The sequence below is a fragment of the Shewanella sp. Koi 1 genome (genome assembly GCF_052907445.1).
Genome location: NZ_JBREJM010000001.1, coordinates 1,598,775 through 1,619,719, shown reverse-complemented (window position 1 = coordinate 1,619,719; position 20,945 = coordinate 1,598,775). Strand labels below are relative to the sequence as shown.

General features: G+C 49.7%; 14 protein-coding genes and 1 pseudogene. 5 read left to right on the top strand and 10 right to left on the bottom strand.

Features of this window, described 5'->3' with window-relative positions; translation table 11 throughout:
• Nucleotides 1–64 precede the first annotated feature (64 nt).
• The 4 genes from napF to ACUZ8J_RS07075 all read left to right on the top strand — a co-directional run bounded on the left by napF (nt 65) and on the right by ACUZ8J_RS07075 (nt 5,177).
• Nucleotides 65–550, top strand: a complete 486-nt coding sequence (napF, locus tag ACUZ8J_RS07090; RefSeq protein ID WP_446693442.1) for a ferredoxin-type protein NapF — start codon at nt 65–67, stop codon at nt 548–550.
• A gap of 93 nt (nt 551–643) precedes the next feature.
• A complete protein-coding gene (locus ACUZ8J_RS07085; RefSeq protein WP_446693441.1) occupies nt 644–1,090 on the top strand; it encodes a bactofilin family protein in 447 nt (148 codons plus the stop codon).
• A 303-nt stretch (nt 1,091–1,393) separates the two neighbouring features.
• Nucleotides 1,394–2,398 (top strand): LysR family transcriptional regulator, encoded by a 1,005-nt coding sequence (locus ACUZ8J_RS07080; RefSeq protein ID WP_446693440.1) that lies wholly within the window; start codon nt 1,394–1,396, stop codon nt 2,396–2,398.
• A gap of 490 nt (nt 2,399–2,888) precedes the next feature.
• Complete coding sequence (locus tag ACUZ8J_RS07075; protein ID WP_089067430.1) at nt 2,889–5,177, top strand: OmcA/MtrC family decaheme c-type cytochrome; 2,289 nt, start codon at nt 2,889–2,891, stop codon at nt 5,175–5,177.
• A 92-nt stretch (nt 5,178–5,269) separates the two neighbouring features.
• Here ACUZ8J_RS07075 and ACUZ8J_RS07070 read toward each other — a convergent pair whose 3' ends face one another.
• From ACUZ8J_RS07070 to ACUZ8J_RS07030, 9 genes and pseudogenes are all read right to left on the bottom strand, one after another.
• The gene (locus ACUZ8J_RS07070) at nt 5,270–5,965 is read right to left on the bottom strand and encodes a DUF2982 domain-containing protein (RefSeq protein WP_446693439.1); all 696 of its coding nucleotides are present in this window, start codon (nt 5,963–5,965) and stop codon (nt 5,270–5,272) included.
• A 4-nt stretch (nt 5,966–5,969) separates the two neighbouring features.
• A complete protein-coding gene (locus tag ACUZ8J_RS07065; protein WP_446693438.1) occupies nt 5,970–6,668 on the bottom strand; it encodes a YdcF family protein in 699 nt (232 codons plus the stop codon).
• A gap of 143 nt (nt 6,669–6,811) precedes the next feature.
• Nucleotides 6,812–7,731: pseudogene (mak, locus tag ACUZ8J_RS07060) on the bottom strand (fructokinase).
• Between the two features lie 62 nt (nt 7,732–7,793).
• Entirely contained in the window at nt 7,794–8,600 is an 807-nt protein-coding gene (gene cysQ, locus ACUZ8J_RS07055) for a 3'(2'),5'-bisphosphate nucleotidase CysQ (protein WP_446693437.1), read from the bottom strand.
• A 346-nt stretch (nt 8,601–8,946) separates the two neighbouring features.
• Nucleotides 8,947–10,041, bottom strand: a complete 1,095-nt coding sequence (locus ACUZ8J_RS07050; RefSeq protein WP_446694911.1) for an SDR family oxidoreductase — start codon at nt 10,039–10,041, stop codon at nt 8,947–8,949.
• A gap of 37 nt (nt 10,042–10,078) precedes the next feature.
• Nucleotides 10,079–10,837 carry a PHP domain-containing protein gene (locus ACUZ8J_RS07045; RefSeq protein WP_446693436.1) on the bottom strand — a complete coding sequence of 253 codons (759 nt, stop codon included), beginning with the start codon at nt 10,835–10,837 and terminating at the stop codon, nt 10,079–10,081.
• Between the two features lie 73 nt (nt 10,838–10,910).
• Nucleotides 10,911–14,159 (bottom strand): DEAD/DEAH box helicase, encoded by a 3,249-nt coding sequence (locus tag ACUZ8J_RS07040; protein ID WP_446693435.1) that lies wholly within the window; start codon nt 14,157–14,159, stop codon nt 10,911–10,913.
• 183 nt (nt 14,160–14,342) lie between these two features.
• Complete coding sequence (locus ACUZ8J_RS07035) at nt 14,343–16,166, bottom strand: DUF885 domain-containing protein (RefSeq protein WP_446693434.1); 1,824 nt, start codon at nt 16,164–16,166, stop codon at nt 14,343–14,345.
• 263 nt (nt 16,167–16,429) lie between these two features.
• Nucleotides 16,430–18,376: a monovalent cation:proton antiporter family protein gene (locus ACUZ8J_RS07030; RefSeq protein ID WP_109285344.1), complete on the bottom strand. Its 1,947-nt coding sequence runs from the start codon at nt 18,374–18,376 to the stop codon at nt 16,430–16,432.
• A 170-nt stretch (nt 18,377–18,546) separates the two neighbouring features.
• On the opposite strand from ACUZ8J_RS07030, the gene dgcS reads away from it, so the two are divergent.
• On the top strand, nt 18,547–19,437 hold the full coding sequence (gene dgcS, locus ACUZ8J_RS07025; RefSeq protein WP_446693433.1) for a diguanylate cyclase DgcS: 891 nt from the start codon (nt 18,547–18,549) through the stop codon (nt 19,435–19,437).
• 50 nt (nt 19,438–19,487) lie between these two features.
• Here the strand turns inward: dgcS and tilS are convergent, their stop codons facing one another.
• Nucleotides 19,488–20,885, bottom strand: a complete 1,398-nt coding sequence (gene tilS, locus ACUZ8J_RS07020; RefSeq protein WP_446693432.1) for a tRNA lysidine(34) synthetase TilS — start codon at nt 20,883–20,885, stop codon at nt 19,488–19,490.
• Between the last annotated feature and the right edge of the window lie 60 nt (nt 20,886–20,945).

Here is a 20,945-nt window from a genome sequence, read left to right as displayed (position 1 = left end):
TGGCTTGCGGTAACTCCCAAGCCATTTTTATTATCCCTTATCACAATCAAACTCAGTAAGACCTATGACAGAAAGCATCAATCACAGCCGCCGTAATCTCTTTAGCCGCCGTAAATCCTCGGCAATTCGACCACCATGGGTGCGTGAAGGCATTGAGTTTACTGACATCTGTACTCGATGCTCGGCCTGTATCAACGCCTGCGAAACTAAGATTATCTACAAGGGAGATGGCGGCTTTCCCGAAGTCTCCTTTAAGGACAATGAGTGCACTTTTTGTCGACAATGTGCCAGCGTCTGTCCGGAAGAAAAGCTCTTTGATCTGAACCAATCCCCATGGCAACACAAAGCCGTAGTACAAGATAACTGCTTAACATATCAGGGTATTTGGTGCCAAAGTTGTAAAGATGCCTGTGAGCCTCGCGCCATTAGTTTTACCTTAAGCGTGGGTAATGCCCCGATGCCAAAGATTGATACAGCACTCTGCACGGGCTGCGGAGCTTGTGTCGCCCCCTGCCCGAGCCAAGCCATCAGGATTAAGCCTGTAGAATAACCTTATGCCGTGAGTGTTACTGGGCTTCACGGCGTATTTAGGTTACTATCTCGCGCTCTAACCCTTCTCCAATTACCTAGGTTTCCTATCACCATGTTTGGCAAAAAATTTACCTTTACCCGAAGCGCTTCCCCAGCACTGAGTTTTATCGCCGAAGGGACTAAGCTTACGGGCAATATCGAATTTGCCGGAGATGTATTGATAGGCGGTGACGTACAAGGGCAAATCTTATCGCAGGCCAATGTCATTGTTGAGCGCACAGGAAAGCTCCACTGCGAGGTCAAATGCCGCGAACTGATTATCGATGGCTATTTTAAAGGTCGCCTGATTTGCGAGCGCTTAGTCATCCAAGCCCATGGTATTGTCGATGTCGATGGCGATGTGGCTTGCACCTCAATGCAGATCAGTGAAGGGGGTCAGTTTATTGGATTAAGGATTAAAGAAGACCATCAGACTATCCATGCCCATAGCCTGCCGTCTGCAGCCTCAAGCAGCACGCGAATCCCCCCTGTGCCGACATTGTCGCCCGAGCAGGAGTAACGGTCTCCTTCGCTAATAAGTGCTCACAGCCAATCGAGATGATGCCCCTTCAGCCGCGTAAAGATTTTACTGGCAAGTCTGCACGGTCAGCACCGCCATCATTGTCCACTTGAGCAAACAATCGTTAAGCAATTGTTAATTTAACGAGTAAGATCACAGTTACGCCGTACGGCAACTGCTAACCTAGCCTACCAGCAATGCATTTCGTGCATGATTTCTGCCGCTTAACAAAGTGTCCCCGTGTGTCTTGTAAATAGGAGCACAGGGCCATTGCAGACTAAGACTCATACAAGGCGAGACCAAATGAGCAACCCATTACTAAAACAAATCTGCGAACTGGATGTCTTCACCTTATTGGTATTTAAAAGCATTTTTGATAACGGACACGCAAATAGTGCCGCCAAAGCGCTCAATGTGTCGGCGCCTAAAATTAGCCGCTGCCTGAATGCACTTCGTCTCACCTTTAACGATGAGCTGTTTTATCGCCGTCAACAGGGCTTGAAACCGACGCCCCTCGCCGAAAGTTTGTATGTCGCCATTTGCCAATTTACTGATTCGGTGTACTACCTAGAGCAATCGGCACTACAAATTCAAAATGCGGCTAACCATGTTGAGCGGCCGCTACATATCGCCGCGAGTAATGGATTATTAAGCTTTTTGGCGCCGCAGCTCAGTACACCCGAGGCGATAAGTGAACTAGGCCAAGTGAGGTTACATAAATGGCAGGAAAACAGTCCTGAGTTAATCCACGCAGGAGAATTAGACTTTGGCATCACCATAGAGCAGACCGACACCAAGGAGCTCAGCGTCTCCCGCTTAGGCTGTATTTCCAATGTCTATGTTGTGGCCTCAAAGCAGCATCCCCTGTGGGAAAGCCAACTGGAAATAAGCTTAGAACAAATCTGCCGCTATGCCTTTTTGTGCCTCGAACTTAAAGGATTCAATAGCCGAATTGACCCACTCGAGCTGTTTTGCCAACGTCAAGGACTGCTGTTGCCATCGATTGAAAGGGTGATCGATCGGGAAGAATGGTATGCCCATTTACTCACCATGCAGAGCGTCGCCTTCTGCTCGAGTATTGATATGCATACAGTCAAACATATGCCAGGACTGAAATTGGCGCCGCTGCCCGTTTCTGAGCAGCAGCGCTTGCATGACACTATTATGCCGCCGCAGTATTTTCTCATCGAAAAGCCCCGCAGCCACAGGCGCTATAGTCAAAATCAATGTGAATTAGTGGTCAGTTCATTATTAACCGCACTGACCGCACAGACGCCTCAAACTGCCAGCCCACGCACTGTTCAATAGCGCTTACAAAATAGCAATTCAGATAAAACCCAACACCCTAAAGCATGGACGCTTTTTACTGTTAACCATTCGATGTTAACCAAATGCATCGACTGTTAACTAACGGCATTTCGAGCCGGATTTTACCCCACATGCCCTAATCGCCCAGCTCGAAAAATGCGGTGTTCTTGACTCTTTTGTACTTCTTACCGAGAGTCATAAAAAGCCATACATACAAGTTTCAACAGTCTCCTCCGTGAAAATTAATCGAAAATTAATCCGATTAAATCACTCAAAATAAAAACAAAATTTTGCTGCGCAGCTCATGTTTTTAGCATCGAATTCTAAATTGAGAAATATTCAATTTCACAATATAGAATTGCCGTTTTGCTGTGTTAAATCATCGTTCACATATCGGATACAAACTTATAAATACCACTTTATAAGTAGGTGAATCGACCTATAGTAGAGTCACTGCACACGCAGTCTTATAGAAAGAAAAAGGGACGCGATGATGAAAAACTACAATAAATCTCTACTGGCACTAGCACTCACTAGTGCCTTATGTTTAACCGCCTGCGGGGACGGCAAAGACGGGCAAGATGGTGCCCCCGGCACACCAGGTACTCCTGGAACGCCAGGTACGCCTGGCACACCTGGTTTACCCGCTGGCTCGTTTGCTAAAACCGCTGAATCTATAACCGATCTGAAATTTACCCTCAGCCCTGCAGACATTAAAGTCACTAGCAGCGAAGGCTTTAGTGTCAAATTCACCTTAACCGGAAAAAGCTCTGGCAAAGATGTGCCCTTCATGGGACTCGACAAAATTGCTCTTTACTCGTTAACGGCGAATGAAAACACCTCGGGCACGGGCGCTCCCATTCAGTGGCAAAACAATGCCATGGCAAACAATGCGGGCAGCTCATTAACTTGTACACTCAATGGCCTAAACGGCACTAAGAATGCGTGTACCTTAACCGAAGATACCGAAAACCCAGGAACGTACACTGCAACTTGGACCTATGATGGCGCTGCGCCCATCATCAATCCAAACGATAATCCAAATGCGGTGCATAGAGTCTTCGTTCGCGCTTACAACATTGTCAACACGGCTGGCGTAGCCTTGTCAGATAAAGTGCTCTCGGTACCTGTTGATTTTATCCCTGCCACCGATGAGCTTGCCGCATCAGGCAAAGACACTGTATCGAGCGCTGCATGTAAAAACTGTCACGGTGAAGTGGACGGCCATATCGCTAAGATTGAAGCCCACCATAACTACCAAGACGTTAAAAACTGCGTAACCTGCCATAACCCAGACCAAGTCCCAAGCGATGCGCAACTCGCAGAAGGTTGGGTATTCGATTTCGCGCCGATGATCCACCGTATCCATGCCGGTGAACACAATGCAGACTACCTGTCTGGCGAAGCGAAAGAATACTTCGGTGAAATTGGTTTCCCATCAGACTTGAAAGAATGTAAATCCTGTCACGATGGTGCACCAAGCTATAACACCAATATCTACGCTCAGGCTTGCGTGGGTTGTCATATCAATGTCAACTTCGCAACCGGTGAAAACCACTCAGAATTTGGTTTAGCTCAAGCCGATGACACTCAATGTAAATCCTGTCATGGCAGCGGTAGCTTAACGCCAGAAGCGGTTCACAGTGTCGGTAAACGTGCTGAATACGGCCCATTAATGACGGTCGACTTTACCAGTGCAACGCTAGGTACTTCAGCAACATTAGGTATGCAAACTCTGACATTGAAAGCCAATGTCACACTCAATGGCGCACCTATTGCCGATGGTACTAGCCTAAAAACCTACAATGCCACCAGCAACCCAACAGGTATGTTTGCGGCAAACGGTCTGCTGCTAGGTAATGTCGCTACAGATGGTACTGTGTACTCATGGCGCGATGTTAAACCTACAGCCATCAGTCTGAAACTGGAAAACGGTACCCTATCAGGTGGTGTATTAACCTTCGTGAAAGATATTCCAGATGCACAAGCAACTGGCACTATCTATGTTGGTTCTGAAGCCAACTTCTGTGCGAAAGCAGGTAAAGCGGTGAGCTGTAATACCGACGGACTTGAATATGGCCCAACTAGCCCTGTAGGTAACATTTCTGCGGTTAAATTCTTCAACTTAAGCGGTGGCACTCCAGCCGTAGCTCGTATGAAGGATCCAGCGCGGATTACCGTTGAAGAAGCAAAATGTAACGCTTGTCATGGCAGCTTGGACTATGCGAAAGGCTACAGACACGGGGTTTACACCTTCGATCAATGTATGAACTGTCACAACGATACCACTGGCGCTTCTGGCCATGGTGCAACAGGCTACAAAGGCGAAGATGGTAAGTTAGTCGTTAACCCTGATGTAACCTTCAACAACAAAGATCTGTTCACCGTGGCTCACCGTTTCCACAGTGGTAACTTTGGTGTTGTCGAAGGCATCTTCCGCAATGCAGCTGGCGAACTTGAAGGTTATCCATCACCTGAAACCGCATGTTCAGCCTGTCACAAAGATGGTGCAACGCTGTTCGCAGCTGATGGTGGCTTAACTTCTGGCAAACGTTCTATCAAAGTGGGCAGCAACTACATTAGCCCTGTGGCTGAATCCTGCCGCACCTGTCACGCTCACTCAGATGCAGCAGCAGTAGCTCACTTTAGAAGTAATGGTGCGATTGTAGAAGCGGATGCAGTAACTGATCCTAACCTACCAGTAGAATCATGCGCGACCTGCCATGCTGAAGGTAAAACCTATGGCATAGATAAGGTACACGCAGAGGTAGCACACTAGTACTAGTACCTCCGGGTTGCCCCCTGCACAACCCGAACTTCCTCTCTGCAACTTATTGGGGCTCCTTCGGAGCCCCTTTTTTATCGGTACTTTTAATGAGTTGTGGCATCAACTTGAGTCGCACTTTGTGCGATACGTTGCCTTAAGAGCTTAATAAATTCTCTCGGGTCACGGTCTAAACTGTCGTGGGGAATATAGAGATGGTAGCCAAGGTGAGTATTAAGCATCACGCAGCGATGACCAAACATCGCCAACACGCCGCGGTAACGGTCTCCCTCGATGACGAGCGGGCTAAATTCGGCGCCAAGATAGGTTTCTAAGGTCGCCAAATCTTCCTGCTGTGAGGCTGCAGTCACCAATAACGGCCGCTGCTCAGTCAATAAACCCGCCGCAAGGCGCAATGAAATATTATCGAGGATCGGATTTAGCTGTTTGAGCTTAATGCCAATATAAGAAAGCTCAATAGTATCAACACCCTGAGTAACTCGAGGAATATCTACCCGTTGAATGTTGCTCCAGTTTATTGCGACTTTACCGCGGCGATGAAAATAGGTCAGTCCCTGCTCATCCATGCTCAAGGTGGTCTCAGGTTCATACACCTTCGCCAAGCCCAATATCAACGCAATCGCACCTAAGCTGAAAAACACTAAGCCCACAGCAAATAGCTCGGGAAATAGTACAAATAGGCCAAAGCCTAAGACAAAGGCACTGGCGCCCACAATCGTTAAGGTTACACCATTACGTTTTGAGAGCGGGCGAACCGAGACAACATCGGACTCTAGCGTCATATTTTTATTCCTGTTTAATCCAGAGCCATAAACGGCCTATGTATTCATGTATCGCCCGTTGCGAGGCGAGCAAGTTATCCGCAGTCAAGCGCCAGTAGAAACCATCTCTGGCCCTAAAATCCGTCGGTGCGGCGCTCGCCGTTAATCCTTGACCGCTAAAAATCGCCATCGACCTTGGCATATGGGAAGCCGAGGTCACTAACCGTACAGCTTGATTACTAAAGTGTTCTTTAAAATAGTGCGCCTCTTCAATCGTGTCGCGCGGCAGAGGCAATTGAACGATACGTGATGCATCGACACCGAGTTCAACCGCCGCCTTTGCCATCACTTCGGCATGGGGATGCAGCGTTAGCTCCCCCTCCCAACCACTGACCACTAAAGTGCAGTCTTGACCTAATTGGAGTTGCCTTAGCCCTTCCGTTAGCCGCGCTAAGGCGACCGTCGATAAAGATTGTACCGCCGTTGCACCTTGGATATCGGCATGCCCAGAGCCCAACACCATGACCACACAGGTACCCGCAATAGGCGTGGAATTAATGGGATATTGAGCCTCGAGCGGTTTAACGAGATAGTCGACACTCAATTGACTGCTGAGCACTAGGAGGAGCGAAAACGCACCGCCAATCGCCCATTTTGCTAACCTAGGTTTGCGCCAAATCAACAAAGACAGCAGTAATAACAACAGGATAAATGGAATTGGCATGATTGCCTGAGAGACAACTTTCTTAACCCAAAACATGCGTTAGTGCCCAATTATTCAAAGGAGCGCAATCATAACATCAAAAGAAAGCAAAACGCATCGCCAAGGCGATGCGTTGTCACGAGGGAAAACATAACGTTACTGGGTTATTTTTCCCATAACCAAGCGGCGCCGCGCACACCCGAAGAGCAGCCATAAAGGTTCTGTACGACAGGCGTTCGACACTCTCTTCCCACAACATAACGAGTTAATAATGCAGGTAATCTTGGATAAATCGCCTCAATATTAGACATGCCACCGCCGAGGACAATCGCATCCGGGTCGAGCATATTAATCACATGGGCGAGTGAGCGCGCGAGTCTGTCCATATAACGATCAAAGGCCGCGATCGCCATTTCATCCCCCGCATCGACTAAGGCCATGATCTCAGTGCCAGATTTAGCAGGCGCAGCTTGGACATTCACCGCACGGCTTAGGGCCTCGTTGTAATCGCGAACAAAGCCAGTGCCCGAAATAAAGGTTTCGATACAATCGGGATTACCGCAGAAACAACGGGTAGTTTAAACTCCTCCTTGGTCATCCAAGGCAGCGGATTATGGCCCCACTCGCCGCCAATGCCATTACCGCCCGCGTGGACTTTGCCGTTAATGGCCACACCTGCGCCGCAGCCCGTGCCAATGATCACCCCAAACACCACAGATTTTCCCGCAGCAGCGCCATCGACGGCCTCGGATACCGCAAAACAGTTGGCATCGTTAGCAACCCGCACTTCGCGGCCGAGCAGCTCACCTAAATTCACATCGAGGGGATGACCGTTGATCCAGGTCGAGTTGGCATTTTTGACTAATCCTGAATAGGGAGAAATAACTCCTGGGATCCCCACGCCAACCGTGCCCTTTTCACCTAAAGTCGCTTCCGCCTCATTCACTAAATCAACGATGGCATTCAGGGTGCCCTGATAATCCCGAGGGGTATTGATACGCTTACGAAAAAGTTCATTACCTTCCTCACTTAAGGCGACGAGTTCTATTTTTGTGCCACCTAAATCGATGCCCATGCGTATCATGAATGACTTACTCCACTGTTATTCGACCAAGGCGTCAGTACAGACGCCCTTGGCATTGTTCGTTATTCTGCCCAGCCTGGCGCCGTGGCAATAAAATAAGGGTTTAATATGTCAGGTTTTTGATTGTAGGTTAAGGGTAAACCTGAGTCATAACACACAACTTTGCCGCCTGCGCTTTCCAGCACGGCCTGCGCGGCAGCCGTGTCCCATTCGCTCGTAGGCCCTAATCTGGGGTAGAGATCGGCCTTGCCCTCAGCCAACATACAAAACTTCAGCGAGCTTCCAACGCTTAACATCTCGTGTTGACCGAAATCCTTTAAATATTCCGCCACATCAGGGCTTAGATGCGAACGACTGCCGACAACAATTGGTACTTGTCTTGGTGGGTTACAGCCCTGTAGCTCTCGCTCTTGTTGCCCATCCTGTCGCCAAGCGCCTAAGTGTTTGGCGCCAAAATAGACAGTATTGAGCACGGGCGCATAAACCACACCAGCAATAGCAACACCTTGATGGATAAGCGCAATGTTGACGGTAAACTCACCATTTCGCTTAATAAATTCCTTAGTGCCATCCAAAGGGTCAATCAGCCAATAGGTCTGCCAGTGTTGACGTTCATCCCAGGCAATATCAGCCGCTTCTTCCGACATCACGGGAATGCCCGCAAATTGCTCGGTAAGCTTGGCTAAAATAACTTTGTGAGCCGCCAAATCGGCCGCCGTCACTGGGCTCTCATCACGCTTTTGCGTAACGGCAAAATCTTCTTGGGCATAAATCGCCATGATGGCGTCGCCTGCCGCATGGGCAATCTTCACCACCCGCAGTAAATCGGCCTTCGAAAAATGCGCTGCCATCGCTGTATTATCTGTCACTTAGCCACCTGTATTCGATTTGCTTTTCGGCATTATGCCACTGGCAGCAATTGATAATTAAGAACAAATTCATCATACATCGAGCAAAATCGACTAAGGCACAGACTAATTCACTCAGGCGCAAGGCTTACGCCATGGGCATAAACGCTAAATAAGTCGAGTCTAAGCCAAGCTGAATACGCTGAAAAGAGACATGACCTAGGCTGCATTCGTATTCACAGCCTTGAAAACACCGCAGAGGGAAGAAAGAAAACGGCGGAGTAAGATGAGGCCACTTGAAGCTAACACTTGCCTTAGACCAAGACTAAGGGCTTCATCTCCAACCATTTATTATGAGAGATAACGCTTAATGAACTTGCGCGGCATAATCCTCAAGCATAGCCTTAAGCTGCCATCGCCAGTCACGCCACAGCTCGGGGCTATGGGTTAATGCCGTATTTTGCCCAGTTAAGCACTGGCGTACTCTACCGCTATTTAACGCACTGTAACAGGGTCTTAGTGCCAGTTTATTGCCTTTATCAAGCGCTTTTGCCGCATAACTCAAGCTATCTATGCCGCTAATCGGCACGGCTTTATCTAATAACTTCAGTGCCAAGGCTTGGCGCTGGATTTCGAGGGCAAATTCATACCAACTGCATTGCCCCTGCCCGGCATAGTGGAATAATCCTGATCCGCAACCGACGTTTAACGGACTCACTATCAACTGCCAAATAAGATGCGCAAGTGCATCTACCCATGTTGGCGAACCTATTTGGTCGTTTATCACGGTAAGTGGCTGAGCATCAGGTATAGTAGCCATCAACCTCAGCATCGTTTTCACAAAATTATGTCCATCGACACCGTAGAGCCATGCGGTGCGAATAACCACCGAGCGCTCAGCCAAGATGCGCAGCACCGCGTGCTCCCCCGCGAGTTTACTCCGGCCATAGATAGATAAGGGCGCAGGCGTGGCGCTTTCGGTTAAGCCGCCTTCAATTAAGCCGCGTTCAATTAAGCCGCTTTCAGTTAAGCCACTATTGGTTATCCCGCACTGATTTAATGCCTGTGCAGCAGCCTCCACTGGCTCGCCACTAAAGACATAATCGCTGGAGAGATGCACCAAACGCGCGCCCGTAAGCGCACATTCGCTTGCCAATAACTCAGGCCCAAGGCTATTGACACGATAAGCCTCATCGGCCGCCGTTTCCGCCCTATCGACCGCATTGTAGGCGGCGCAGTTGATCACCCACTCAGGTTTAAAGCGAGCAAAGGCAGCGGCAACGCTCTGTTTATCTGTGATATCTAACTGAGCATGGCTTAGCGCGTGCACACGAAAGACGCGGCCATCGAATCTAATTGCCGCCTTGGCAAGCGTACGTAATAGAGCCTTAGCGAGTTGGCTATCTGCGCCAGTTAACAGTACTGTTACTGTTGATTTTGGCTCGCCATTAGGCGCATGCATCGCCTTGATATCCTTTTGCATTCTCAACGTCGGCGCCTCAAGCGATATCGTCGCCAAACAGCGGCATTAAATCGGCCACGCTTTTATGCCCCCGCTGAGCTAAGAAGTTAAGCAGTGCCATCGGCGAACGGTTGAGCAGCTTATCTTTCGGATAATCAACCGCTTCAATGATACTTAAGGCACGGTCAAACCCGCCGAGACTAAAAGCCACATGGGAATCCGAGCCCATCACTAAGGTGGCCCCCAATTCTTTTGCCGCTTTAGCAATCGCGGTGCAGTTAGCTTCGCTGCCCTTGCGAGAGACTTCAAAGGAGGAATTATTGATTTCAAGCGCCACCCCATATTCGGCGGCAGCAGTGACTACAGCTTCAATATCAATGGGATAAGCAGGATTACCCGGGTGGGTAATAATATCGACCTTGCCGCTTTTAATAGCGTTAATCATCGCCTCGGTATGGGTGGCCTTATCCGAAGGCGGAAATACTGGTTCATGAAACCCTGCCAACACAATATCGAGCTGCGACAAATAATCGCCAAAGTAATCGATTTCACCCTCGCGGTTTTTAATATTGGCTTCGATGCCGCGCAAAATCCCCACGCCATCAACCATACGCGGGAGCACACGTAAATTCACAAAATGCCAAAAATGCGGTGCATCCGCCATTGCCGGGCCATGGTCGGTTGTGGCAAACAGACGGATCCCCTTTTGCTTCGCCACCGCCAAATAATCGTGGATAGTGCTATAGGCATGGGTAGATGCCACGGTATGAGTATGGGTATCGACTGGGTACTGCATGGGTCACCTCTGTCTTGTACTATTGTGATCTGTATGCGTTAACCATTAGTCGGTTAACGTCCCTTAGGCTCAGCTAGTGGAATAGCGAGAGCAATTCATCGGCGCTGCCTTGCCACGCGCCTTTGCCTTTTCCTTCGAGAATACTATCCGCTAAACCTTGCTTATGCTGCTGCATTTCTTGGATTTTCTCTTCTACCGTGCCTTCGGCAATCAGCTTGTAAACGAACACTGGATTTTCTTGGCCAATGCGGTGCGCCCTGTCCGTCGCTTGCTTTTCTGCGGCCGGATTCCACCAAGGATCGTAGTGGATAACCGTATCCGCCGCGGTGAGATTAAGCCCAGTGCCCCCCGCCTTTAAGCTGATTAAAAATACCGGCGTATCACCTTCTTGGAACTTATCAATTTGCCCCTGACGCAGCCGTGTTTGCCCCGTCAGTTTGCTGTAATCGATGTCGAGGGATTGCAGCAATTCCTCAATTAATATCAACATACTGGTAAATTGGCTGAAGATTAAAATCTTGCGACCTTCCAGTACCATTTCCGGCAGGTTTTGGCTAAGCCAGTTTAGCTTGGCATTATTTTTAACCTTTTGCGCCTGTTCGAGTTTGACTAATCGCGGATCGCAGCAGGCTTGGCGCAATTTGAGCAAGGCATCTAAAAACTCGATATGACTGCCCGCCACGCCTTGGGTCGCAAACAATTCTCGAATTTTTTTCTCCATACTCAGGCGAATACTTTCGTATAGATTACGCTGATCTTTCTCAAGCTCTAGGGTTTGATGGATCTCGGTTTTAGGCGGCAGCTCAGTCACCACCTCGGCCTTGGTTCGCCTTAACACAAAGGGGGCGATACGTTGGCTCAACACCTTCGCCTGCTCTCCATCGCCATAACGCTCAATCCGATAGCGAAACGCCTTATTGAAATAGGCCGTTGTTCCCAAGAGTCCCGGTAAACAAAAATCCATCAATGACTTGAGTTCACCTAAATGATTCTCAAGGGGCGTGCCGGTAAGGCAGAGTCTAAACGGCGCTTGCAATGCCTTAATTTGCTGGCTCACTTTGGCTTGGGCGTTTTTAATCTGCTGTGCCTCATCGAGCACAATATGCTCAAATGGCTGAGCTTGGTAATAATCGTAATCCCGCACCATAAGGGGATAGGTAGTGACGACAATATCAAACTCGCTTAATCGCGATAACAGCGGCCCACGCTGGGCGCCATGGATCACCGCCAAGGTTAACGATGGCGCAAACTTGGCCGCCTCCTTCGCCCAGTTCCCCACTAAACTGGTTGGGCAAATAATCAGGCTCGGCAATTTTGGTTGCCCTGCTAATTTAGCCTCCTGCTGCTTTAACAGAAACGCCAAGGTTTGAATGGTTTTCCCAAGCCCCATATCGTCGGCTAAGATGCCGCCAAGTTGATATTCCTTTAAAAAACAAAGCCAATTTAGGCCCTGCTGCTGATAAGCCCGCAGCTGTGCATTCAGTCCTGTCGGCGCGCTGACCGCAACCACACCATTAAATTCGGCTAACTTTGTCGCGAGCTGACGCACCCTTTCACCATTGAGCAGACTAATCTCGCTTTCGGCTAATTCATTGAGTAAATGCGCACGGTACTTAGGTAAGGCGATACTGTGGCCGCGATGCTGCTCAAACAACTCTTGAATAATGCTCATTAATGGCTTGATAACACTGGCTGTAATTTTAAGCCATTCGCCAGAGGGACTAGGTAGCAATAACTCGGCATCATCGGCGGGCTCGCCATGTTGTTTTAACCAAGCGGCCACCAGCGGCAACATAGGCAAGCGTTGACCATTGATATCGGCATGCAACGACAAGGAGAACCAGCCTTCTTGGCTGTCATCCAGCTCAACCGTTAACGGCGTATCGACCACCTTAAGGCTAAACTCTGGGGCAAATCGCACCTCGATGCCTTGAGTTTGTAATCTTGGGGCTTCTTCATCGATAAACGCTAGCCATTCCCGAATCGCATCGGGCAAGTGACCTAAGCTCCAGAGGGAAGCCCCATTTACAGCGCCCTCCAAGGAAAAGCGGCTAAAGCCAAGGGTTTGCAGTTTGGACACGGCTTGCTGCTCTTCTTCAAGCGCGCGGTTAATTTGATAGGTGGTGCCGCCTTGAGTCACTAGGGTTAATGCTTCTTTAGCGGCATTGCCACTTAAGATGAGATCCCCGTAGACAAACTCCAGCGCCAGATACGGCTGGGCGATGCCAGTCCCCATTGCTGCTGACTCAGAACTGCCAGGTGGCATTGTGCCTGCGGGGACAACCTTAAGCGTTAAACGAAGCTGTAACTTATCCCTCAACTCGACAAAATCGATGGCGCTTGGCGGCGGCACAGTGCGCGCCGAAAAATGCTTGATCAATCTATGGCTCACCAGTTCAACCTGGGTGCTCGGCACGGGCGGCATTTGGCTAAGTAGCCGCAGCTTATCGACGCTAATGTCGGTATCGATAGCGCCGATGTGAAAATAATCCAGCTCGATATAGTAAGGCGGCTCTGTCGGCACGAGTTCCCAGTTATCCCGATCGGGCAAGACTAGGCGCATTTGCTTGTGTTCGCTGTCGATATCTTGCCAGAGAAATTGCGGTGTAATGGCCTCGCCCACGGTTAATGCGAGGCGGCTTTCCTCCCAGAAACAGCGCTCGGTGGCGAGCATTTTCTCAATCGCTACCGCCCCTAACTGCGCCTTCAGATACAGGCGTGAAGCGCCGTGGCGTCTGGTCGACATGATAAGATTTAAGATCAGCACATCCTCGGCGCCAATCCAAGCGGGCATATAATATTGCACGTCCGAGAGCGCAATCTTAGTGCCCTTGTTGTAACCGCCCTTCTTGCCAAGCTTGCCGCGCCTAAGCTCGATAAACACCCCGTTATCGTCCTTTGAAAGGATATACAGCACCCTGTCATCGTAGAGGGATTCGACATCATTCACATTGGGGTCATCGGCTTCATCGAGTAGGTGTAACCACTGGGCGATACGTTGATCTTCAACGGTTTTGTCCGTAAGCAGACTGTAGAGCACCGCGGCCATATGCTTGCAGTTGCCGCTGGCGGGGCAGGAACAAAAGCCATTCATCACTAGCTTATGATTGACACTGACCAGACGAATATCCTGACGATAGGGCGTGGTTTCCGTGCCCGTGACTGTGCCTTCGATATGGCGAAAATCGGCATTGGCTTTCGCGCTTAACACCCTCCCCTGCATCACATAATCACGGGCGCGCATCAGTGTCGGCGGCGTGAATAAGGACTCAATAGCCGTTTGAGTCAATTGGATTGGCTCTTGGGGGGACAAGCGATTCATCTGCAAAACCTTGAAACTCAAAAATACCTCGACGGACAATAAACCATGATTGTCTAAGGCATTTATCAACGTGTAAGGGAGAATTGTATTGAAACCGAATGGGGAAAGCCAGAATAGGACTCACATACGAGAGCCGGATAACATACCCGCAGGCTCACCTGCGGGTCGTTAGCTTACGCAAGCTTAGGCTTGACTGCGTTTTTCGGCGATATAACGGTCAACTAATTTTTCTAGAATATCTAAGGGAACGGCACCATTTTTCAGCACTACATCGTGAAAATCCCGTAAATCGAATTTATCGCCTAGGGCTTGTTTGGCTTTTTCCCGCAGCTCGAGAATTTTCATCATGCCTACCTTATAGGCCGTTGCTTGGCCAGGCATAACGATATAACGCTCGATTTCTGCAGTCACGTCGCGGTCGGACATACCAGTGTTTTGTTTCATATAGTCAATGGCTTGCTCACGGGTCCAGCGACTGTGGTGAATTCCTGTATCGACAACCAGACGCACGGCCCGAAACAGCTCCGCCTGTAAGCGACCTATATTGTCGAAGGGATCTTGCTGAAAACCGAGTTCCCAAGCTAAACGTTCAGAATAGAGTGCCCAACCTTCGATATAGGCCGTAAAAGGCGCCATCTTGCGGATCAGCGGTTGTCCTTCCAATTCCATCGCCACCGCGATTTGGAAGTGATGCCCAGGGATCCCCTCATGGTAAGCCAAAGTACGCATGCCGTATTTAGGCGTGGCTTTGATGTCGAACAGGTTGGCGTAGAAACGTCCCGGACGACTACCGTCAATCGCTGGCTGCTGATAATAAGCGCCCGGTGCAGTTTTCTCTTTAAATTCAGGAATGCGCACCACTTCCATTCCCGCTTTCGGGCGAATACGGAAGGCATTGTCTAAGCCCGCATTCACTTCATCGAGGATTTTTTGGTAATCCACTAAGATCTGCGCTCGGCCCGCATCTGAGTCTTCATAATAGAATTTTGGATCGGCGGCCAGCGCTTCGATTGCCACCGAAAATCCTTGGCTGGTGTCGTATCCCTGCGCGGCCAAAATCGTCATGATTTCGTCCTGAATACGGCTCACCTCGGCTAATCCCTTGACATGGATTTCATCGGCGCTGTAATTGGTGGTAGTAAAAAACTTTAGCAACTGCTCGTAGGCCACATCACCATTTGGCAAAGCCCAGTAGCCATCGTCCGTGCCCGCTTTGGCTTGTAACGCCGTGAAGTAATCGATAAAGAGTCGATATGCTGGTTTAACGTCGGACTCGATATTGGCTTTTGCCTGCTCCAGCAAACGCGCCTGCTCATCGGCACTGATTTGCGTGTCGGCGAGCTTAGTCTTAAAGGAGCTATAGAGAATATTGTCTTCGACGGGCGCATTGATGAAGTCATTCATCTCGGTTAGCACCCGCTCAATCACAAACTTAGGCGGAATAATGCCCTTAGCCTCTCGAAGCTTTAATCCTTCTAGGGTTTGGCCAAATTTAGTCTTCACCGCAATTAAGCGTGATAGGTAGTTTTCGGCATCTTCAACCGAGTGAACTTGGTGCTGAGCCTGCATAAAGCTTGGATAACCATTTTGCACACCAAACAGCTGATTTACAGGGTAATTGTGGTAACGGTAGGATTCAGAGGCCAAGGCAAAATCCGCCAGATACAGTGCGATGTCCTTCGAAATGCGCTGATTATCATCCAGATCGGTATCTTGGTAGCTGAGTAAGGTATCCCTTAAGGCACGGACTTGGGTAAAGGTTTTATCCATGGCCGCAGGGCTATCATCATCGAGCAAGGCATTATGACCAGTGATGCCAACAGATTCTAAAAATCCCAAGGAGGTTAAGGTCTCTGGGCTTTCGAATGCCATTTTGACCATGCTTCTATCTAAAAATGCACGGAAGAAAAAAGGCTTTTTCGCAAACCATTCATGGGCGGCGAGCGCCCCGAGCAACAGCACTATGGCAAGTGTGCCAAGTCCAATTCGTTTTAATACCGTTTTCAATATTCACGCTCCTTGCCATTGTCGGGACCATACGCCCAAGATAATTTGGCTGCGAGAATATCACCATCACAGTTAGGCAACAATTTTATAACGTAACGAATCATTGCAATTGGTATTGGCTAGTACAGCACCTCTGTGGGTAAAAACACTTGGTAGAATAAGCGGATAGCTAATGGTTAACCCAATGTGCTCGACGAGCACATCTAAAAGTTAGGATTGCGGCTGCTTTTGTAAGCCATGAGTCACTCGCTATGTAACCCAAGCTATCCATGTAATAGCTTGGCCTCGGCTTTCTCGAGCCTTCTGGGCTTACCGACAATCAGTAAAATATCACCGGCGCGAAAGACCCAATCCTGCTCAGGATGTTCAACTTCCGCGCCGCTGCGGCGGATGGCTCTTAACTCAACCCGAAGCAATTCCCAATCAATATCGGCAACTTGCTTGCCCACGGCATCCGCGCCGCGGTGTAACAACACGGCATGAAGCGACTCTAAGGTAAAGTCCGTTTCGGTACCCGAAAAGAAACCGTGTAAAAACTGATAATGATTGCGCCGCTCCGACTCCAGTCGCTTGAGGATCCGCGCCAGCGGCACACCACATTGATGCAACACCTGCGAGACCAACATCAAACTGCCCTCGAGGGATTCAGGGATCACCTGATTCGCCCCCGCCTTTTGCAGCATATCCAACTCACTGTCATCGCGGGTTCTGACCAGAATTTTGGCGTCTGGCGCCAACTGCTTACACAGGGGTAAGGCTTCTTCTAAACTGCGGGTCTCACAGAAGGTGATCACGATCATTTTGGCGTGTTTAATCCCCACTTGCTTAAGGATCGCCCGCTTGCACACATCGCCAAAATAAATCGGCTCCCCCGCACGGCGCGCCTCGGACACCCGAGTGGGGTCAAGATCGAGCACTAAATAGGGCACGGCTTCTGTCTTTAAAAACCGGGCTATGGTTTGGCCAACACGGCCGTAACCTAAAATCAGCACCAGATCGTGATCGTCGGTAATAATCGGCACCACTTCATCCACATGCCCGGACTGGCGGATCCCCAATAGCCACTTGGCAATATCCACGCTATGGCGCACCAACCAAGGGGCAATACTCATAGACAATACCGCGACCATCACCAACATAGTGCTGGTCTCGTTACTCAATAGCCCATAACTTACCGCAAGGGCTAACACTACAAAACTGAACTCACCGACCTGCGCCAAACTCAAGGCCGTGCTGATAGCAATCCGAAAAGGCTCTCCAACCAGTCGCAATAAGCCATGGATAATCAGCGCCTTGCCAACGACTACCGCCAGCAGAATAAGTAAAATCTGCCACCAAAATTGAATAACGAGTGCGAAATCCAGCATCATACCGATGGAGATAAAAAACAGCCCCATGAGTAAATCGCGAAACGGCCGAATATCCGCCTCAAGCTGGCGGCGGTACTGGCTCTCGCCAAGTAGCATTCCCGCCATAAAGGCCCCTAGTGCCATAGATAAACCTAACCACTGGGTAAAAGCCCCCGTGACTAAGGCCACAACGAGCGTAGAGAGTACAAAGAGTTCATTGGAGCGGGATCTTGCCACCTCATCAAACAGTCGAGGTAAAGCCCATTTACCTAAGGCCATCAGCAAGAAGAAAGCAAGAATCCCCTTCAGCAGCGCCAAGGCGATTGCCGCTAACATCAAGGGCTCATCATTCTGCCCAAGCAATGGCAGTAAAATAAGTAGAGGAACGACGGCTAAATCCTGAAATAACAACACACTGACCGACAGCTCACCATGGCGGCGCCTTAGCCAGCCCTGCTCGTTAAGCAGCTTGAGTACAATCGCGGTGGAAGAAAGTGCAATCGCCGCGCCGATGACGAGGGATTCTACGCCATTCAAGCCACAGGCTAAGGCAATCAGCATAGTCAACACTGTGGTCACCACCACCTGCGCGCTACCTAATCCAAATACGGTTCTGCGCATGGCCCACAGCCGAGGGACCGAAAACTCGAGTCCCAGTGTAAACATCAAGAGCACAACCCCAAGCTCGGCGACGGACTGCATTTGCTGCTGGGTAAACCAATGGAACCCACTGGGGCCACTCACCACTCCGGTTAATAAATACGCCAAAATCGCCGGCAAGCCGATACGCCGCAGCAAGGCAATCGCGACGATCGCAATCACTAGCATCAGCAATATCTGGATTAAGAAACCATGCTCCATAGGCGAGATAACTCCTGTCAAATAACTGGCGTGTCAAAAATATGGAAGTGTGCTTTAAGCTTAACTGAGTGACATACAAAGACAAATTTTATTCGCAAACAACACGGCACACATATTGCTTAATAACGGGAAGAGTTCCAATCGCCATTTCATTTGCTGGGGTAATCATAATGGACTTTGGCTTAGCGACAACCTTATATCCTGATGAATATAACTATCAAACAGAGGCATACACTCCTGCATCTACGCCACTGGATTTAGTGCAAGTGATCCAGCAGCTGCACGCGAGCTTAGATCCGCGGACAGTCTTTGCCTGCTACGGCAAAGTGCTAGGACAACATCTGCCCGTCCAAGGTGTTCGCCTGCAAGCCGAACAACAAAAATTAAGTTGGGGCAAACGTTATGGGATCAGTCTAAAACGACAGATCATCTGTGGCGGCACCCCACTGACACTGCAGTATCAACTGCTGACGCCGCTCACGCCTTCGCAAACCATTATCCTGCAAGAGATTGAGCCCTTGCTGCTGCAGCCATTATTAAATGCCATGCAGTATCAAGAGATGTCGATGCAGGCGATGTTCGATTCCCTCACCGGCCTTGGTAATCGTCACTATTACACTCAAAGTTTGAAAAATGCAGTGGCCAGAGCCCAAAGAAAGCAGGGCGCTGTGTCACTTATCGTATTGGATTTGGATAATTTTAAGCAGCTTAACGATAGATATGGTCACAAATGCGGTGATTATATTTTGAAGGAGTTTGGAGACATTATCCGCAGCAGTATTCGCAGTACCGATCAGGCCTTCCGTATTGGGGGCGACGAGTTTGTGGTGATAGTGCAAGGTAATATTCATGCGGCGGGCTTACTGTGCGAACGTATCGTCACTGCGACCAATGCCCATGCGAGTTTCCATCAATTTGGCGTAAGCAGTAGCTTGGGAGCCGCTGAGGCGAGCGATACCATGGAAGCTGAACAACTCTATGAGCAAGCAGATAAAACCTTGTATCAAGCCAAAGCCTCGGGCCGTAATTGCTACAAGTTAAGCCCAACCCAACTGTCTTAATCGAGCATGGATGCTGCTCACTGGCGATAAAGCATGGCAAATAGACTTTGCTATCCGATAGCCTGCCCATCAAACTTAAGCCCGACGTCATCCCCTTGGGCACAAAATGCCTTTTCGACCCAGAGTCCCAGCGCCATCACTAAACGCTCGTTATAGAACAAGAACCCCACCTCAGCACGTAACCATGGCGGCACTGCGCATTCTTGCCAGAGTTTTTTAAGCTCTCGTCCCTTATCGCGAAAATGCGGCTGACAGCGAAATTGTCCCGGCAACTGATAACGCAGGCTCACCACCTCATCCGCATTGGGTAATCGCAGCCGAGGCCCCATGGTCGCTAAGGTAAATGGCGCAATTTTATCTTCAACCATTGTTGATGCTTGAGTCAGTAAAGCCAGAATTTCTTGATGCAGTTCGCGCGCCGTGATTCGCGGCGCGGTGGATGCAGTGTTTAGCGTATCCAGATAAAGCGTGCCGGCAAAGCGGCGCAGCACGCAGTCACCAATCAGGAGCTGCACTTTGGCATCCTCTTTTGCCCCCATTAACTGCTGCAGAATTTGCTGTAGCTGCACATAGGAAGGCAATGCAAAGCCTTGGGATTCGATAAAGCCCCGCAGCAGTAATCCTTGCCATTCGCTGGTTTGCGTAGAGAGCGCATCAAGCTTAAGCACGGTTTGCTGGGTAAAGAGCGCCTCGGTTAACAGCTTAGGTAAACGCTCACTCACCTCGTCATCCACTATGGCCTGCTGCTCGGCGCAAAGCTGGGCGCTGCGGCTTGCGGTGGTGGCAATACTGGGCCAACGTGCTTTTAGGCGTGGGATAATCTCGAGGCGTAAAAAGTTACGATCGTATTTATCGTCTTGATTACTTTCATCTTCGATATGCACTAACTGCTGCGTTTGGGCGAAAGCTTCAATCTGCTCACGGCTAATATCGAGTAAGGGACGCGCTTGCAGGCAAGCCCCCTTCTCGCCGAGTGAGAGCATTTGAATTTGCCCCATGGCGGCTAATCCTTTGGGGCCCTGACCGCGTTTGAGGGCGAGGAGAATCGTCTCGAGTTGGTCATCTTCATGGTGGGCGGTCAGCAGCACATCCTGAGGCTTAAGGTGCTGCAATATCGCCTGATAACGCATTTTTCGCGCCTCAGCTTCAACACTCACTCTCGGCCCTAGGGTCAGTTGCACCCGCTCGACCGTGATTAGCAAACCATAGCTGGCGGCACGCGTTTGGCAGTGCTCAGCCCAAGCATCGGCATTAGGGCTCAGGCCATGGTGCACATAAATCAGTTGATAATATAACTCGGGGTGATGTTTGGCGAATTCACTCAAACCGTAGGCGAGCACTTCAGAATCGACGCCGCCACTGTAAGCGAGGACTAACTTGCTCCCCGCTTGCAGCGGTAAGCTCGCTAAAAATCGCGCTATATGGGCACTCAGTTCCACTGCCGCCATTGCACTCACCCTATAAAATCCATCACTCGCAGATGCTCAATTATCCCCTGCCAACCCCAA

Bases quoted from the DNA above. Each gene is read 5' to 3' on its own strand.
- napF (WP_446693442.1), top strand. From the start codon at position 65: ATGACAGAAAGCATCAATCACAGCCGCCGTAATCTCTTTAGCCGCCGT.
- ACUZ8J_RS07085 (WP_446693441.1), top strand. From the start codon at position 644: ATGTTTGGCAAAAAATTTACCTTTACCCGAAGCGCTTCCCCAGCACTG.
- ACUZ8J_RS07080 (WP_446693440.1), top strand. From the start codon at position 1,394: ATGAGCAACCCATTACTAAAACAAATCTGCGAACTGGATGTCTTCACC.
- ACUZ8J_RS07075 (WP_089067430.1), top strand. From the start codon at position 2,889: ATGATGAAAAACTACAATAAATCTCTACTGGCACTAGCACTCACTAGT.
- ACUZ8J_RS07070 (WP_446693439.1), bottom strand. From the start codon at position 5,965: ATGACGCTAGAGTCCGATGTTGTCTCGGTTCGCCCGCTCTCAAAACGT.
- ACUZ8J_RS07065 (WP_446693438.1), bottom strand. From the start codon at position 6,668: ATGCCAATTCCATTTATCCTGTTGTTATTACTGCTGTCTTTGTTGATT.
- ACUZ8J_RS07050 (WP_446694911.1), bottom strand. From the start codon at position 10,041: ATGCATGCGCCTAATGGCGAGCCAAAATCAACAGTAACAGTACTGTTA.
- ACUZ8J_RS07045 (WP_446693436.1), bottom strand. From the start codon at position 10,837: ATGCAGTACCCAGTCGATACCCATACTCATACCGTGGCATCTACCCAT.
- ACUZ8J_RS07040 (WP_446693435.1), bottom strand. From the start codon at position 14,159: ATGAATCGCTTGTCCCCCCAAGAGCCAATCCAATTGACTCAAACGGCT.
- ACUZ8J_RS07030 (WP_109285344.1), bottom strand. From the start codon at position 18,376: ATGGAGCATGGTTTCTTAATCCAGATATTGCTGATGCTAGTGATTGCG.
- dgcS (WP_446693433.1), top strand. From the start codon at position 18,547: ATGGACTTTGGCTTAGCGACAACCTTATATCCTGATGAATATAACTAT.
- tilS (WP_446693432.1), bottom strand. From the start codon at position 20,885: ATGGCGGCAGTGGAACTGAGTGCCCATATAGCGCGATTTTTAGCGAGC.